Below are 16,540 nucleotides of genomic sequence, written 5' to 3'. Positions count from 1 at the left end.
GTCGCTCGGTATGAAAACCCCTGCTGAGGCATTCGCATTAGCAGCGTAAGTTGAGCAGGTTCTGCTGGGTCAATACAAGAAAGCAGTACCCAAGGAGTTGCTGGACAGCCTGTTGGCTGACTACCGCAAGCCGGAAGACCTGATTGGCGAGAATGGGTTGCTCAAGCAACTGACCAAGCTGCTGGTCGAGAAGGCGTTGGAAGCGGAGATGGCCGACCACCTCGGCCACGGGAAGAATGAGCCGGTAGAAAATCCTGCCGGCAATACCCGCAACGGCAAGAGCAAGAAGACCTTGAAGGGTGAGTTCGGCGAACTGCCCATTGAGATTCCCCGTGACCGCCACGGCACGTTTGAGCCGCAGCTGATTCCGAAGCACCAGACCCGCTGGAGCGGCTTTGACGACAAGATTCTGTCGCTCTACGCCCGAGGAATGACAGTTCGTGAGATACAGGCCCATCTTGAAGAGATGTACGGCACTGAAGTGTCGCCGACCTTGATTTCCTCCGTCACCGATGCCGTGATCGAAGAGGTCAAGGCTTGGCAGTCCCGGCCCCTGGACAGCATTTACCCCATCGTCTATCTCGACTGCATCCACGTAAAGGTCAGGGACGGCAGTGTGCGGGTCAAGGCGGTCTATCTCGCCATCGGCCTCAACATGGCCGGGGAGAAGGAGGTGCTGGGCCTGTGGATTGCCCAGACCGAGGGCGCCAAGTTCTGGCTGCAGGTCATCACCGAGATGAAGAACCGTGGCGTACAAGACATCTTTATTGCTTGCGTGGATGGCCTCAAGGGCTTCCCGGAGGCCATTGAGGCTGTCTATCCCCGGGCGGCCGTTCAGCTTTGCATCGTCCATATGGTGCGCCATAGCCTGAACTACGTCTCGTGGAAAATGCGACCGGAGGTCGCCGCTGACCTGAAGCGAATCTACTCCTGCGCCACGGCCGACGAAGCTGAGCAGATGCTGGGAGAATTCGAGGACAAATGGGACGATGCCTACCTGCCGATCAGTCAGTCCTGGCGTCGGAACTGGCAGAGGATCATCCCGTTCTTCGACTACCCGCCGGAGATTCGCAAGGTCATCTACACGACCAATGCGATCGAGTCGGTGAACATGAGTCTGCGCAAAATCACCAAGAACCGCGGCTCGTTTCCGAGCGATGAAGCGCTGCTGAAACTGTTCTACTTGGCGCTGCGCAACATCAGTCGGAAATGGACCATGCCGATTCGGGATTGGAAGGCGGCGCTGACTCGCTTTACTATCCAGTTCGAAGACCGGATCAACAACCTTTAACCCCAAACCCGTTTACACAAAATTCCGGACACGCTCGGAAGCAGACCTTCGACCCTGCTAGCCGGTGACGGGCAGCTTACCGCCAGAATGCCGACCGACAAAAATTGATACGCCAACGGCTGCTCAGGCCGATTACCGGAAGATGCCCCTCCGTAAGGAAGCCAGTATCACCTAATCTCACCACATACCACCGAAAAGGATGGGTGAGATGATGGGTAGAAATGCAAAACGGCCCGTAAAGGGCCGTCTTTCATCGAATCCTGGCGGAGAGGGGGGGATTCGAACCCCCGATAGGCTATTAACCTATACACGCTTTCCAGGCGTGCGACTTAAACCGCTCATCCACCTCTCCGGGAAGCCGCGCATTCTACCAGAAGGTTTTCAGTGGTCAAGCATTTTTCGAAAAAAAGCGAGTCCGATCCAAAACCCGAACAAAACCGTCAAACAAAAGATGCCTTGGCCCCATGCAGAACGAAGCCGAGGGAAGACAAGTGCGCAGAGTTGTCGGGGCGGTATCGTTAACAAAGAAAGAAGGCGGTATACAGGATTGTCGTGGCGACTTCTTCCCGCCAGAAGGGCCAGGATGCCCTGCCCGAGCAAACAGAACATCGCCAGCTCAATCAGTGCTCTCACCACACCGATCCACCACGCGATGCTCACCGCCCCTCCGTGCGCGGCATCATCTCCACCTCCAAACGCCGCATTTGCCGGTTGTAAAACCAGATGATCAGGAGATAGAGGAGCAACAATCCTTGCGCGGCCATATAGAAGCCGAGCGGGAAGCCGAGAAAACGGTAGTCATTCAATTCGGCCCCAAACCAGATCACACCAAAGGTCAATGAGGCCCAAAGCAGCGCCAGCATGTAAGTCAGCCCCTGAGTCCTGCGCCAATAACCTGCAGGGGACGACCTTTCCGGGGAATTTGGCAACGGCAGATCTTCCCCCCCCCGTATTTTGTGGAGGAATTGGACCGCCGATGGCTCTGAGCGGGTGCAAAGACTGACCAGCACGATCGTGACCACGCCCAAGGCAACACCAAAAACACCCGCCGAGGTGGATTGAATACCAAACCACGGAGCCATCTGGATATTGCTCAGCCCCAGGAAGGGAATGGCATCAAATTCCACCCGCAAGATGTAATAGAGCGTCAGCAGCACGCCGGCCAGCATGCCGGACAGCGCCCCAATGCGCGTTGTCCGTGCCCAGAAGATGCCAAGCACCAGTGCCGGGAAAAATGCAGAACCGGCAATCGAGAAGGCCCAGGCCACCATGGAGAGGATCGTGCCGGGTTTTTGCGCGGCCACGGTCGCTGCCATCACCGCCACAACAAGAAGCAGTGATTTGGAAATCACCAGACGGAATTGCGTCGAGGCACCCGGCCGGAGAATCCGATAATAGACGTCGTGCGACAAAGCCCCGGTGATGGTCAGCAACAATCCATCCGCCGTTGAAAGCGCGGCCGCCAGCGCACCGGCGGCAACCAGGCCGGAGACCACATAAGGCATGCCGGCGATCTCCGGCGTGGCCAGCACGATCACGTCCGGGTTCATCGACAGTTCTGCAAGTTGCAGAATGCCATCTCCATTGATGTCTTCAATATTGACCAATCCGACTTTCGTCCACGCCGCGACCCAACTGGGCAACTGGGCAATCTGGATTTCAGCCAGGTGCGTCAGCACTTCAAACTTGGCAAAGACGGCATACGCAGGCGCCGTCACATAGAGCAACAGGATGAAAAGCAAGGACCAGAAAACCGAGTCCCGCGCCTGCGCCACAGAAGGCGTCGTGTAATAGCGCATCAGGACATGAGGCAGCGCCGCCGTGCCCACCGTCAGGCAAAACACCAGTGCAAGAAAGTTCAGGCGCTCCAGTGCCGCCGAATCCTTCCCGCCCGGATAAGCCTCGGCATGCGGACGCGGTGGCTGGCTACGGTCGACCGCCGAATACATGGCATTTTCCCAACGCGCCCTCGCCTGCTCCGGATCGTGCGGCAATTCGCGTCGCTGGCGCTCCAGGGCCACGATGTCACGGGTCTGCGCATCGGTTGCCTTCAGGGCATTGATCTGCTGGCTGAGCGAGTCCCTCTCCAGCATCAGAGACTGCGGCAATTGCATGATCTTCTGGGCGTACGCGTCCGCCCGCTCCTGATACAGGCGACGCACCTCGATTTCAGCAGGTGTGTTGAAGAGCTTGTGCTCAAGCTCGGCCACTTCGGTCAGAACCTGGCCATACACCAGCTGCGGCACCGGATTGCCCGTCACGTTATAAGACAGGATCGCCACTGGCGTCACGTACGCGACGATCAGGATGACGTACTGGGCAACCTGGGTCCAGGTGACCGCCCGCATGCCGCCCAGGAAAGAGCAGACCAGAATCCCGGCCAGGCCCACAAACACGCCGATTTCAAATTGCAGGCTGACAAAACGGCTGGTGATCACCCCCACGCCGTAAATCTGAGCCACAACGTATACAAAAGAAGCCAGGATGGCCGCCCCCACCGCGACCAAGCGAATCGCCGTCCCGCCATAACGCGCTCCGAGGAAATCCGGAATGGTGTATTCACCAAAGCGACGCAGATAAGGGGCAAGCAATAGGGCAACCAGCACAAAGCCGCCGGTCCAGCCGATGACAAAGGCCAAGCCCTGATGGCCGGACAGATAGAGCGTCCCCGCCAACCCCATGAAGGAGGCGGCACTCATCCAGTCCGCCCCCGTCGCCATGCCATTGAAGAACGCCGGGACACGACGCCCTGCCACATAGTATTCAGAGACGTCCGATGTTCGGCTGGCGATGCCGATCACGGCATACATCGAGATGGTGAAGAAAAGAAAGGCGTACCCGATCCAGCGCGGGGGCATGCCCTGTTGTTCGAGCACGGCCAGGGCGATGACGAACAACAGGAAACACAGGGTGTAATACAGGTAATAACGCTGGAGCCGGGTCAAGACGCGCATGATGGTCAGTGTGTCCGGCGCAGGAAGCTGCTGGCACGGGACTCCTCGATCAGGGCTGCCGCCGTGTCGATCCCCTTGGCCTTGGCGCGTTCGAGCAGCATCTGGAAAATGCGCGCCAGGATCAGCACGTTTTCCATGGCGTCACGCCGCCCCTCGCTGGCTTCCAGTTCAAAAAGATCGATCCACTGGTCAAGCGGCTGAACGGCATGGGCCTTCTCCTCGAACATGGCCGGCAGCAACCAGGCGAGATCCACCCATTGCGGCTGGAAATCCACCCCGAGACGGGCCCGGAAGATGGCCTGCAGGAAACGGGACGCATACGGCACGTGATAAACCACGGTCGGGGCCTTGGCCATGAAGGCCAAAAAGGCCGCCAATTGACGGTCGACCGTATGGGGATCGGCATGCTGCTGAGAAAAATCGATATAGCAGGCATCTTCCGGCAACAACACACCCGCGCGATTCACCGCCATGGCCGCAATCGACAACACCCGATCCTTGTCGGGATCGGTGCCGCTGGTCGCGATATCCAGCACCAGATAACGCACATGAAAATGCAGTTCGGCCAGCGCGGGCGCCGGTGTGGCCCGCCAAACCGCCAGCGCGGCCTGGATATCCTCGGGCAGGTCGACGCTGGCATCGCCCCGAAACAGTTTGCTGATACCGAACATGTCAGTTCACCTGATAGTCGAGTTTCAGGCGCAGTTGCAGCTTGCGGGCCTGACGGAAAGATTCCTTGAGGATACGACGATCCAGCTCGTTCAGGTCATCCGGGTTGATCAGGTTGTTGCCCTGACCGCTGTTGTCGCCATCCAGATATTGATGCTGCAGGCGCAGGAACTGGATGAAGTTAAGGCCATCGAGGATGGCATTCACCTCTTCTTCCCGGATCGACAAACGCTTGGCGGCCAGGCGCAGACGCTGAATGGAATTGGTGTTGTGAACACCGGCCGCCAGCGCGTAGATGCGCGCCACATCGACAAAGATGCGCGAGCCGTATTTTTTCAGATCGATCTTGCCCGGATGATCGGCCTCCAGATCGGTCACGAAGTCCCGGATCTTGCCGAGCGGCGGCTCGACATCGAGCGCATTCTTGGCCATGGCGCGCAGGAACATCGGATTGCTGCCGGTCTGCATGAGCAGATGGCGGCGCATGATCTCGGTCAGATGGGCATCGCCGAACAAGGGACGGAAGTCGAAGAAGATGGTCGCGTTCAGCAAGGCATCCGGGTCCGGGATGCGGACCCAGGTGGCAAACTGCTCCTTCCACTCGTCCAGCGTCAGGCACCACTGCGGGTTGCTGGCCATGATGTTCCCCTTGCAGAGCGGGAAACCACAGCGATCCAGATCTTCATTCACGGCACGGGCAAAGGCCAGGAAACGCTGCTTCAAAGCCTCGGCCGTCTGCCCCTCCGGCACGGTATAGACGATACCGTTATCCTGGTCGGTACTGAAGGTCTGCTCATCGCGCCCTTCCGAACCGAATGCCAGCCAGGCCCACTCGATGCCATCGAAACTGTGCTGTTCGAGATTCAGTTCGAGAATACGCCGGGTCAAGGCATCGTTGAGGGCAGAGATGAACTGGGTCAATTGCTCGGCGCCAATGCCCTGGGCGAGCATGTTGAAGGCGAGCTGACGTACATCACCCGCCGCATGCTGCAGGGCGGCGATATTGTCCGCACTGTCGATGGTCTGACGGATCTGGCGCAGGCCCACGCGCTGCAAGGCAAACAGATCGCGCTCGGAGACCACGCCGGTGAGCTTGCCTTCGGCATCGGTCACCAGCACATGGCGAATGTTGTGGGTGGCCATGGCCAGCATGGCATCGTAAGCCGTGGCATGCTCTTCGAGCATCAGCGGCGTTGCCGACATGGCCTCGCCGATCGGCGCCGTCTCCGGCAGCCGGGCAAGGACCACGCGATCCAGCAGGTCGGAGCGGGTGAAGATCCCGACCGGCTTGCGGTCTTCGCCGGCGATCACCAGGGAGCCGACCTTGGCTGAAGACATGGTTTCCAGCGCGCTGCGCACCGGCGTGTCCGGTGTCACCATGACCGGGCTGCGCGAACCGATACCGGCCAGCGGCGAGTTGAGGGTTTGCTGCTCGCTGGCGCGCTGAGCAAACTGGATTTGCAACTGACGGCGCGACTGATCGAGCAGGCTGGCGATGTATTGCGTACAGAACAGATTGAATTCCGGGCTGGTCTGCATCAGGACCCGATAATCCTCAGCGGGCAGCAGGTAGCAGAAGGTGTCGTCGATGGCGGTATACAGATTGGTCGACGGACGCCCTGCGGTCACCGCCCCGATCGGGAACGACTCCCCCGCCCCGAGGCTGAGGATGGAGTACTCGGTGACGGCCACTTCGCCGGCCTGACGGGCCTGCACCTTGCCGGATTCGATCAGGTAGAAATAACGGACATTGCCCGACTCCGGCCCGACGATCTCCTCCCCGGCCGGGAAGAACACGGATTTGGCGCGCTCGGCAAAAAACTGCAGCGCATCGGCCTTCATCTTGTTGAACGGCGCGTGCTTCTTCAGGAAGGCCGCCGTATTGCTGGCCACGCGGGCCTGACCGGCCTGACGCAGGGACATTTCTGCCTGTCCCAGGGGGCTGTGATCAATGGACGTATTCACGACAACCTCGATCTTTCATTCAAAGGGAATAGTTTAATTTGAGCCGCTGCTGCAGGCGCCGCGCCTGATGCAGCACTTCGCGCAGGATGACCCGGTCAACGTCGTTGAGCGAGGCCGGCTGCAAGGCATGCCCGACAGGACGACCTGCTGCTTCATCGGTCAGCTGCCCCTGCAGACGCAAGCGCAAAATGTGGGAAAACGCCGCGTTGACCGTCGGAATCTCATCCGGCGTCAGCGCCGCAGCCGGTCCCGCCAAGGCAAGACGCGCGCTGGTCGACACCGCAGGCACGCCATGGGCCAAGGCGAAGATCCGGGCGGCATCGACAAAAATACGACTACCAAATTTCTTCAGATCGACGCCATCGGCACCGGCCTGCACCTCGCCGCGAAACGTCAGCGGTGGCTCGGCAGCCAGGGCATTGGCCGCCATCAGGTGCAAGAAGGACGGCGTATCCCGGGTCATGGCGAGCATCAGGCGACGCAAGCCCTCGCCCAACTCGAGCTGACCGGCCAGCGGGCGGAGATCGAAAAAGATACTCGCGTTGAGCAAAGCCTGCGGGTCCGGGCGGCGCACCCAGTCGATGAAGCGTTCACGCCACTCATCGAGCGAGAGACAGCAGGCCGGATTACCCGCCATGATGCCGCCGGGGCAACGCGCAAAACCACAGGCGGCCAGGGTTTCATTGACCGCATGGGCAAAGGGCAGGAAGAGCTCCCGCAAGGCGGCGGCTTCGTGGGCATCGGCCGCTTCAAAGATGAGGGCATTGTCCTGATCGGTCAGGAAGGTTTGCTCCATGCGCCCTTCCGACCCCAGCGCCAGCCAGCACCAGCCAACCACCGGCAAACGGAACTGGCGCGCAGTCTGCGCGATGATCCCGACGGTCAACCGGTCATTCCAGGCCGAAATCCGGGTACAGGCCGCCAGCCCGGCCAAGTCGCCCTGCACCAGGCGGCGGCCAAGCTCCGCCACCCTTGGCGCCAAGGCGCACAGCGCCGGCAGATCGTCGGCCGCCGCCAGGGCGTCGTCCAGGGCCGCCAGTTCAGCAAGCGGGAAAGCGGAGAGCGGATCGGCCGACAGCGGCATGGCGTGGCTCAATATTTGACCCGGGCAAAATAGGTTTTCTGCGAGGCCTCCAGCGCCTGACGCACCGTGACGATGCCCTGTTCAGCAAGCAGCGGCACCAGCTTCAGGAAAACCTCGGCGGTGGCAACGGCATCTTCCAGCGCATTGTGCCGGCTGCCGATGGTGATGCCGAGGCGCTCCAGGATCACATCGAGCTTGTGCGACTCCTGATTCGGATGCACCACTGCGGACAACAACAGCGTATCGAGCACCGGCTGCGTGAAACGGATGCCGGTCCGCTCTTCCTTCAGTTGCAGGAAACGCATGTCGAAGGCCGCATTGTGGGCAATCAGCACCGTATCCTCACAAAACTCGTGGAATGCAGGCAGCACCAGATCAATATTCGGCTGGCCGCGCACCATGTCTTCAGTAATCCCGTGAATCGGGATGGACTCCGGCTTCAGTGGCATTTCCGGATCGACGATCTGATTGAAGGTTTCCTGGCGCAGGAGGCGGCCATTGACGATGCGGGCCGCACCGATCTGGATGATCTCGTCCCCGTTGGACGGCTCCAGGCCGGTCGTCTCGGTGTCGAACACGGTGTACGTGAGATCGGAGAGCTTGCGGTCCAGATCGATCGATTTGTCCGCGAAGTTAAAGAGGTCGAAATCGTAGTATTCCGGCCGCCCGGTGACATTGCGCTCTTCGATGAAATGCTCGGCATCCGGCGTCGCCACCGGCAGCACGAACCGGAAGAAGGCACGATGCGCGGCTTTTTCGCGCTCGTACCAAATTTCACCCCCGTGCCGATCAATGACGTCGCGCAGGGTCAGCGGGGAAACTTCACTGCCGATCTGCATCGGCTCGCCTTCCCAGGTATAGAAGGTTTCCGAGGACATGGCCGGACCGGCCCAGATGAGGTCCAGATAGGCCAGCTTGCCGTTCGCAATGAGGCGGAAGCGCAATTCGCGCGGCTCGTAGTGATCCTGCAACTTGGAAGCCAGGGCGCAGAGTGCAAAGACGAGGGAGAAGCTGTCCGACTTGACCCACAGCGTCTCATCCACTTCTTCCCGCTTGCTCGGCAGATGCAAGGTATCGTTGATGCGCCGCTCGGCTGCGGCAATCACATCGACCCCCAGGATGTCCTCCAGCGGCCAACGGGTTTTCAGCGCATCCGAGAACTGGTGCATGGTCTGTTCGATCGCCTGGCTGCGCGTGGCGACCTCGTCATCGATCACGCTCAGGAAGCGGGCGCGCATCTCCGGCTCCATGTCCGGATAATCAAGGAGATTCGCCACGGCGGCGCGGATATTGGCAATCGAAGCGCGGCTGCCCTGCGTCAGGGTATGCAGCGCCTGATCGCGGCGCTCTTCTTCTTCGATGCTGCGCGTGATGTTCTCCACAGTCAGCACATAGCCCGAGAGCTTGGCCTCCCCTTCCGCATTGGCCGGACGCACCGGCACCATCTGGATGCGCAGCAACTGGCCGCCACGGGTTGTGGTCGTGAAATTGGCGATCGGCGTTTTGCCGGCGCCCAGGCGCAGTTCGATGACTTCACGCGCATGCTCGATCTGGCTCTTTTCGAGAATCGAGTAAATCGATCGTCCCAGACCGATCAGCGCACCACCGGCCACCGAGGTCGGTCCTTGCGCCAGCGCCTTGAACTGCAGGCGGGCCCGGTTGTTGTAAAGGAGAATGCGCCCATCCAGATTGCACACGACAACCGCCTGGGCCAGTTCGGACATCAAGGCTGCCAGACGGTTCTTTTCTTCCTCGACGGACGCCTTGGCGCGTGCAATCTGCGTATCGACGTCATCCATCAGGGCATCGCGCTGCTGGGCTAGATCGTTCGCGGCCCGCGCCAGTTGCTGGACCTCCGGCGGACCTTCCGGCGTGACCCGGAAATTGCGGTTGGCACCCAGCATCAGACGCAGGGTTTCGGACATGCGCAGCAGCCCCTCGACGTACTGCTTGAACAAGTGGTGCAGGATGAATACGCCAACGGCAAAACCGGACATCGTCATCATCGTGCCCACGGGCAAGCGGGAGAGCAGCAAGCTGGTCAGCAACTCGCGCTCCGCTTCCTTCATGTCCAGCCAGACGAGGAAAGACGTCACGACAAAGGGGCCGGTCATCAACAACCCCAGCACCACCACGGCAATCAGCAAACGGTGTTTGGCCTTCATATCGGGCTCACAGCGAAAAAGCCAGAACCGGCGGGTTCCGGCGGTCGACCGGCGAAATCAGGCGATTTCGAGCAATTGCTTGACCTGAACGGCCAGCGCCTTGGGGGAAAACGGCTTGGTCACGTAGGCATCCGCCCCGATCGCCAGCCCTTTGGCCACCTCCGTCTCGCGCCCCTTGGCCGTCAGGATGACGATCTTGAGGCCGGCATGGGCCGGATCAGCCCGCAGACTCTCGCAGACCTCGAAGCCGGATTTCTTCGGCATCATCACATCGAGCAGGATCAGGTCCGGCTGGAATGCCGCCACCTGGGCCAATGCGGCTTCGCCATCGCCGGCCACGGCAACCTCGAAACCTTCCTTTTTCATCAGGAATTCCAGCGAAATGACGATGTTGGGCTCGTCATCGACAATCAATACCTTCTTAGCCATCTGCGGCGTCTCCCCCGTTGTTATGCATCCGGTGCGGCAATGGGCACCGTGAACATGAAATCTGCGCCTTGCCCCGGGCTGCTTTCGACCCAGAGCCGCCCGCCAAAGTGTTCGATGATCTGTCGGCTGATGGGCAGGCCGAGGCCCGTCCCTTGCGGCTTCGCCGTCATCGTGTCTCCTCCCTGGCGGAACTTTTCGAAAATGACACCGCATTCGTCCGCCGTCAAGCCCGGACCATTGTCGCGGACCGATACACGTACGGCATCCTCCACGGAAACAACACTGAGCCAGACATGGCCGCCATCTTGCGGCACAAACTTGACGGCATTCGAGAGCAGGTTGATCAATACTTGCGTCAGGCGATCCCGGTCAGCCAGCACGGGCGGCAGGCCCGCCGCGATCGACAAGGAGAAGCACAAGCCTTTTTCATTGAAAAGCGCCTCCAGCGACGCGGCGGCTTCCCGAACCAGCGTGCCGACATCAATGCTACTCGTCGTCCACTCCGCCCGCCCGGATTCCAGTTTGGCCATGTCAAGGATCTGGTTGATCAACCGGCTCAGGCGCTCGGTTTCGGTCACGATGATGCCCAGGAAACGGGCGCGATCCGCCAACGGCAACTTGGGATCTTCGTAAAGCATTTCCGATAATGCGCGAATCGAAGTCAGCGGCGTCCGCAATTCGTGGGTGACCGTCGAGACAAAGTCATCCTTCATCCGGTCCAGCTCCTGCAAGCGGGCGTTGGCTGCGCGCAGCTCACCGGTGGCGGCCTCCAGTTCGGCCTGTTTGAGCTCCAGTTCGCGGCTGTGCGCACGCACCTGATTGGCCTCATCGAGGATATCGAGCACCTCATCGAGCCCCAACGGCTCCTCCTCCACCACCGAGGCCACCATCACCCGCGCCGAAGCCGAGCCGATGGCACCGGCCAGTTCGGCCTCGGCAAACTGGACAAATGCCGCATCGGCCGGCAAGCGGCGCCAATCGGACAAAGCACGCGCCTGGGCATGGCCGGCCAGTTGCCCGTGCGCCCGCTCCGCCCCGAGAAAGCGCTCAAGCAGCGCCACCAGCGCCTCCGGCGAGGCCTGCCCGCGCCAGAGGCGAGGCGCACCGCCCCGTGCCTCCAGGCGAAACACATCGACGAACCGTTCGGCTTGCGCCGCCTCATCGGCATCCGGGCGCGTTGCCAGCGACACACCTGCAAACAGCCCGGCGTTGATCAGCAGGCTCCACCACAGACAATGCGAAATCTCATCCAGGCCGACCAGGCCGAACAGCGCCTGCGCCTTCAGCCACGAAAACCCGAACAAGCCGCTTTGCACGAAACCCGGATCGATCCAGCCCGACTTGGCAAAGGCCGGCAGCAACAGGGTATACAGCCAGACCAGAAAGCCGCCGCTCAGGCCGGCAATCGCCCCCGGGCGCGTCCCGAGTTTCCAGTACATGCCACCGAAGACCACGGGGGCAAACTGGGCGACCGCCGCAAACGAAATCAGGCCGATACCGACCAGCGCATGCGCCTCTCCGGCCGCCTGAAAATAGATGAATCCGAGCAGCAGGATCACACCAATCGCGGCACGCCGGATCCCCAGCAGCACACCTGAAAGATCACGCCGATTTTGTGCCGAAAACCACGTCGACCGCAGGAGACCCGGCATCACCAGATCGTTGCAGACCATGGTGGACAAGGCGATGGTTTCGACGATCACCATCCCGGTTGCCGCCGACAAGCCCCCGAGGAAAACGAGCATGGCCAGTACCTCGGCCCCTTGCGATAAAGGCAGGCGCAGCACGTAGGTATCCGCATTGACGGCCGCCCCCTGAAAGTGGACCAAACCGCCGAGCGCCACCGGCAGCACAAAGAGGTTGATCAGGAGCAGGTACAGCGGAAACAGCCAAACAGCGCGCCGGACATGGGATTCATCGACGTTCTCCACGACCATGACCTGAAACTGCCGGGGCAGAAATACGATGGCGAGCCCCGAGAGCAGGATCAGGGCGGCCCAGGAGACCGGCTTCACCGCCTCCAGCCCCAGCAGCCGCTCGATGCCGGGCAAAGCGGCAGCGCGCGAAAAGACGTCCCCAAACCCGTTGAACATCCCGAAGGTGACGAATAATCCCACCGCCAGAAAGGCCAGCAGCTTGACGATGGACTCAAAAGCAATCGCCGCGACCATCCCTTCGTGACGCTCCGTGGCATCGAGATGACGGGTCCCGAACCAGATGGTAAACACCGCCAGCGAGGCGGTAATGGCCAGCGTCGGCCAGAATCCCTGCCCTGCCGCCGGATCGGCCAGCAGGATGCCGAGGCTGGCAGCAATCGCCTTCAGTTGCAGGGCGATATACGGGACGATGCCGAGCACCGCCACGATCGTTGCCAAACCGGCCAGCCAGTAACTTTTCCCGTAGCGCGCGCCAATGAAATCGGCAATGGAGGTGATGCGCTGCGCCTTGCTGATGCGGATCATCTTCACGATGACGCCGGTCAGCAGGAGCATCAGGGTCGGGCCCAAGTAAATGGTCAGGAAAGAGAGCCCGCCGGAAGTCGCCCGCCCGACGCTGCCGTAGAACGTCCATGAGGTGCAATACACCCCCAGCGACAGGGCATACAACGACGGGGTGATGATCGAACGTCCGGCCGCAGCGCGCTGCTCGGCAAAACGCGCCACTGCAAACAGAAGCCCCAGATAGGCCAGAGAAATCAGGACAACGATGGCGGTGGGAAACATCAGCGTCCGCCTTCCGACAGACGGGCGGCCATCAGGATCAGGGCTGCCCACACGCCAAAGAGATAGAGATAGCCGGCCGGCAAGCCAAGCACGACGCCGTCGACCAAGCCGACGATCGGAAAGGAAAACAGCAAACCACCCAGCATGGCCAGCAGCACCAGGCGCTGGCGGGTGAGATTGGCTCGTTTCATGACCGCCCTCCGCAAATGGAAACGGCCGGCACGCAAAGCGTGCCAGCCGCGGTTGGCATGCAGTCTGATGCGACCACACGGGAGGTCACCTTATGGGCGACCATTGTCTCCTCCTTGCCTTTTATCTCGTTGAAGCAGCGTGGCAAGCGCGCCGCCCCTTGAATTCATTTCGGCCAGACATCTGGCTCGCGTCAGCCTGGGCTGACTCACCCGATGTCATCACGGATGACGACATCAGGCGTGGCAAATAGACCGGAACCGCCTCGCGGCCGTTCCGGCAAAGGCTGCTTAGCCCTTCAGCTGTTCCAGAATCGCCGGGTTTTCCAGCGTGGAGGTGTCTTGCGTCAGCTCTTCGCCCTTGGCCAGGCCACGCAGCAGGCGGCGCATGATCTTGCCGGAGCGGGTCTTCGGCAGGTTGTCACCAAAGCGGATGTCCTTCGGCTTGGCAATCGGACCGATTTCCTTGCCCACCCAGTCAGACAGTTCCTTGATCAGCTTCTTGGCGACTTCCGGATCGGTCGGGCGCTGGCCCTTCAGAACCACGAAGGCCACGATGGCTTCACCGGTCAGGTCATCCGGGCGACCGACGACGGCGGCTTCGGCAACCAGCGGGTTGGCGACCAGGGCGGATTCGATTTCCATCGTACCCATGCGGTGACCGGAAACGTTCAGCACGTCGTCGATACGACCGGTGATGGTGAAGTAACCGTTTTCAGCATCACGGATCGCGCCGTCACCCGCCAGGTACAGCTTGCCCTGGAAGTCAGCCGGGAAGTAGGACTTCACGAAGCGCTCGTTGTCGTTCCAGATCGTGCGGATCATGGACGGCCACGGCTTCTTGCAAACCAGGATACCACCCTGACCCCACGGCAGTTCGGCACCGGTCTCATCGACCACGGCGAACATGATGCCCGGGAACGGCAGGGTGCAGGAGCCCGGGACCAGCGGGGTTGCGCCCGGCAGCGGGGTGATCATGTGACCACCGGTTTCGGTCTGCCAGAAGGTATCGACGATCGGGCAGCGGGAACCACCGACATTCTCGTAGTACCAGGTCCAGGCAGCCGGGTTGATCGGCTCACCGACGGAACCCAGGATGCGCAGGGAGGACAGATCGTAGCTCTTCGGATGCACGGCGGCATCAGCATCGGCAGCCTTGATCAGGGAGCGGATGGCGGTCGGTGCGGTGTAGAAAATGGTGGCCTTGTGATCCTGGATCATCTTCCAGAAACGCCCGGCGTTCGGGAAGGTCGGCACGCCTTCGAAGACGATTTCCGTGGCGCCACAGGCGAGCGGGCCGTAGGTGATGTAGGTGTGACCGGTCACCCAGCCGATATCGGCCGTACACCAGAAGGTGTCGTTGTCCTTGATATCGAAGGTGTACTTCATGGTCAGGATGGCGTGCAGCAGGTAGCCGCCGGTGGAGTGCTGAACACCCTTCGGCTTGCCGGTGGAACCCGAGGTGTAGAGCAGGAACAGCGGGTGTTCGGCTTCAACCCATTCCGGTTCGCAGGTTTCAGCCTGGCCTTCCAGGCCGTCATGCAGCCACTCGTCACGGCCGGCAACCATGTTCACGTCAGCGCCGGTGCGCTTGAACACGATGACGTTCTTGGCGGTTTCGCAGCCGCCCATGGCAAAGGCTTCGTCAGCGATCGGCTTGAGCGGAATGGACTTGCCACCGCGGAACTGGCCGTCGGAGGTGATCAGCATCACGGCGCCGGCGTCGTTGATACGGTCGCGCAGGGATTGGGCGGAGAAGCCACCGAAAACGACGGAGTGAATGGCACCGACACGGGCACACGCCTGCATGGCAACGATGCCTTCGATGGTCATCGGCATGTAGATGACGACGCGGTCACCCTTCTTGACGCCGCGAGCCTTCAGCAGGTTGGCCATCTTGCAGACCTTGGCCAGCAGTTCCTTGTAGGTAACCTTGGTGACCTGACCGTCATCGGCTTCGAAAATGATGGCGACCTTGTCGCCCTTGCCGGCTTCGACGTTGCGATCCAGACAGTTGTAGGAAACGTTCAGCTTGCCATCGGCAAACCACTTGTAAAACGGGGCGTTGGACTCATCCAGAACCTGGGTAAACGGCTGCTTCCAGGTAATCAGGTCACGGGCACGCTTGGCCCAGAAACCTTCGTAATCGGCCTCGGCTTCCGCGCACAACGCCTTGTAGGCGTCCATCCCGGAAACCGCCGCGTTCTTGACGATTTCATCGGACGGGTAATAGATCTGCACGGACTCATTCGACATATTTTTCTCCTCTGCGGTACGACGCAATGACTGGATTGTTGAGACAACCGATCGAATCCCGGCTGCTGGCTCCGGGAAATTTTCATGCCGCGCAGACTCAGGGAAACCCTCCTCCCCTCGCCCGCGTTGAAGCGGCATTAAACGTTGATATTCTTACAATCGCCTTACGAAATCACGCTGCGCCGCAGCATTGCGGCATATGCCAGCATGCCCGGCGACCGTGCGGAGCGCCCGTGTTAAACTTGCGATCCCCCGACTTCACGAATCGATGATGCGTAATACCGTCAAGCACCTGGAATCCTTCATCTTCGCCAGCCGCTGGATTCAGGCCCCGCTCTACATTGGCCTGATCGTGGCGCAAGTCGTTTATTGCTGGCTGTTCATGGTTGAACTCAGCCATCTCGTGACCGGCGCCTTCGGTCCCAAGCACATGACCGAAACCGACGTCATGCTCATCGTGCTGGGCCTGATCGATGTCGTCATGATCGCCAACCTGCTGGTCATGGTCATCGTCGGCGGCTATGAAACTTTTGTCTCCCGCCTCGACCTCGACGATCATCCGGATCAGCCGGAATGGCTGTCGCACGTCAATGCCGGCGTCCTCAAGATCAAACTATCGACGGCCATCATCGGCATTTCGTCGATTCATCTTTTGAAGAGCTTCATCAATGCTGCCAACCTGACGGAGCACACCTTGCTCTGGCAGGTTGTCATCCATGTGGTCTTCCTCGTCTCCGCCCTTGCCATGGCAATGGTCGACAAGATGATGACCCAGACCCTCGCCCTGCAACACCAGAAGCACCACTAACAACGACA

The 16,540-nt window shown here is 60.6% G+C and carries 12 protein-coding genes and 1 tRNA gene; 2 read left to right on the top strand and 11 right to left on the bottom strand.

Annotated elements, in window-relative coordinates:
• Nucleotides 1-64 precede the first annotated feature (64 nt).
• Nucleotides 65-1,291: an IS256 family transposase gene (locus AACO21_RS15950; protein WP_346193519.1), complete on the top strand. Its 1,227-nt coding sequence runs from the start codon at nt 65-67 to the stop codon at nt 1,289-1,291.
• Nucleotides 1,292-1,552: 261 nt separating this feature from the next.
• Here AACO21_RS15950 and AACO21_RS15945 read toward each other — a convergent pair.
• From AACO21_RS15945 to acs, 11 genes are all read right to left on the bottom strand, one after another.
• Nucleotides 1,553-1,643, bottom strand: a tRNA-Ser gene (locus AACO21_RS15945).
• Between the two features lie 29 nt (nt 1,644-1,672).
• A complete protein-coding gene (locus AACO21_RS15940; RefSeq protein WP_346193517.1) occupies nt 1,673-1,951 on the bottom strand; it encodes a hypothetical protein in 279 nt (92 codons plus the stop codon).
• Nucleotides 1,948-4,245, bottom strand: a complete 2,298-nt coding sequence (locus AACO21_RS15935; protein WP_346193516.1) for a VC_2705 family sodium/solute symporter — start codon at nt 4,243-4,245, stop codon at nt 1,948-1,950. Before AACO21_RS15935 ends, AACO21_RS15940 begins: the two co-directional genes overlap by 4 nt.
• Nucleotides 4,246-4,250: 5 nt before the next feature.
• Nucleotides 4,251-4,916: a hypothetical protein gene (locus AACO21_RS15930; RefSeq protein WP_346193515.1), complete on the bottom strand. Its 666-nt coding sequence runs from the start codon at nt 4,914-4,916 to the stop codon at nt 4,251-4,253.
• Nucleotide 4,917: 1 nt separating this feature from the next.
• Nucleotides 4,918-6,837, bottom strand: a complete 1,920-nt coding sequence (locus AACO21_RS15925; protein WP_346193518.1) for a DUF294 nucleotidyltransferase-like domain-containing protein — start codon at nt 6,835-6,837, stop codon at nt 4,918-4,920.
• A 61-nt stretch (nt 6,838-6,898) separates the two neighbouring features.
• On the bottom strand, nt 6,899-7,963 hold the full coding sequence (locus AACO21_RS15920) for a DUF294 nucleotidyltransferase-like domain-containing protein (protein ID WP_346193514.1): 1,065 nt from the start codon (nt 7,961-7,963) through the stop codon (nt 6,899-6,901).
• 8 nt (nt 7,964-7,971) lie between these two features.
• The gene (locus AACO21_RS15915) at nt 7,972-10,128 is read right to left on the bottom strand and encodes an exonuclease domain-containing protein (RefSeq protein ID WP_346193513.1); all 2,157 of its coding nucleotides are present in this window, start codon (nt 10,126-10,128) and stop codon (nt 7,972-7,974) included.
• Nucleotides 10,129-10,185: 57 nt separating this feature from the next.
• On the bottom strand, nt 10,186-10,557 hold the full coding sequence (locus AACO21_RS15910; protein WP_346193512.1) for a response regulator: 372 nt from the start codon (nt 10,555-10,557) through the stop codon (nt 10,186-10,188).
• Nucleotides 10,558-10,577: 20 nt separating this feature from the next.
• Nucleotides 10,578-13,280 (bottom strand): sensor histidine kinase, encoded by a 2,703-nt coding sequence (locus AACO21_RS15905; RefSeq protein ID WP_346193511.1) that lies wholly within the window; start codon nt 13,278-13,280, stop codon nt 10,578-10,580.
• A complete protein-coding gene (locus AACO21_RS15900; protein WP_346193510.1) occupies nt 13,280-13,471 on the bottom strand; it encodes a hypothetical protein in 192 nt (63 codons plus the stop codon). The genes AACO21_RS15905 and AACO21_RS15900 overlap by 1 nt, the downstream gene beginning before the upstream one ends.
• 288 nt (nt 13,472-13,759) lie before the next feature.
• On the bottom strand, nt 13,760-15,724 hold the full coding sequence (gene acs / locus AACO21_RS15895) for an acetate--CoA ligase (protein ID WP_346193509.1): 1,965 nt from the start codon (nt 15,722-15,724) through the stop codon (nt 13,760-13,762).
• A gap of 268 nt (nt 15,725-15,992) precedes the next feature.
• Between acs and AACO21_RS15890 the strand changes: the two genes are divergently transcribed.
• Nucleotides 15,993-16,532, top strand: a complete 540-nt coding sequence (locus AACO21_RS15890) for a TIGR00645 family protein (RefSeq protein WP_346193508.1) — start codon at nt 15,993-15,995, stop codon at nt 16,530-16,532.
• The last annotated feature ends 8 nt before the right edge of the window (nt 16,533-16,540 follow it).

It is taken from the genome of Dechloromonas sp. ZS-1 (assembly GCF_039649255.1).
GTDB lineage: Bacteria > Pseudomonadota > Gammaproteobacteria > Burkholderiales > Rhodocyclaceae > Azonexus.
Note: the sequence above shows the minus strand (reverse complement) of the source record. Positions and strands in the feature narration are given on the sequence as shown.

Excerpts from the sequence above, each read along its gene's own strand:
- AACO21_RS15920 (WP_346193514.1), bottom strand. The coding sequence starts at position 7,963 with ATGCCGCTGTCGGCCGATCCGCTCTCCGCTTTCCCGCTTGCTGAACTG.
- AACO21_RS15900 (WP_346193510.1), bottom strand. The coding sequence starts at position 13,471 with ATGAAACGAGCCAATCTCACCCGCCAGCGCCTGGTGCTGCTGGCCATG.
- AACO21_RS15930 (WP_346193515.1), bottom strand. The coding sequence starts at position 4,916 with ATGTTCGGTATCAGCAAACTGTTTCGGGGCGATGCCAGCGTCGACCTG.
- acs (WP_346193509.1), bottom strand. The coding sequence starts at position 15,724 with ATGTCGAATGAGTCCGTGCAGATCTATTACCCGTCCGATGAAATCGTC.
- AACO21_RS15910 (WP_346193512.1), bottom strand. The coding sequence starts at position 10,557 with ATGGCTAAGAAGGTATTGATTGTCGATGACGAGCCCAACATCGTCATT.
- AACO21_RS15935 (WP_346193516.1), bottom strand. The coding sequence starts at position 4,245 with ATGCGCGTCTTGACCCGGCTCCAGCGTTATTACCTGTATTACACCCTG.
- AACO21_RS15905 (WP_346193511.1), bottom strand. The coding sequence starts at position 13,280 with ATGTTTCCCACCGCCATCGTTGTCCTGATTTCTCTGGCCTATCTGGGG.
- AACO21_RS15925 (WP_346193518.1), bottom strand. The coding sequence starts at position 6,837 with ATGTCCCTGCGTCAGGCCGGTCAGGCCCGCGTGGCCAGCAATACGGCG.
- AACO21_RS15890 (WP_346193508.1), top strand. The coding sequence starts at position 15,993 with ATGATGCGTAATACCGTCAAGCACCTGGAATCCTTCATCTTCGCCAGC.
- AACO21_RS15915 (WP_346193513.1), bottom strand. The coding sequence starts at position 10,128 with ATGAAGGCCAAACACCGTTTGCTGATTGCCGTGGTGGTGCTGGGGTTG.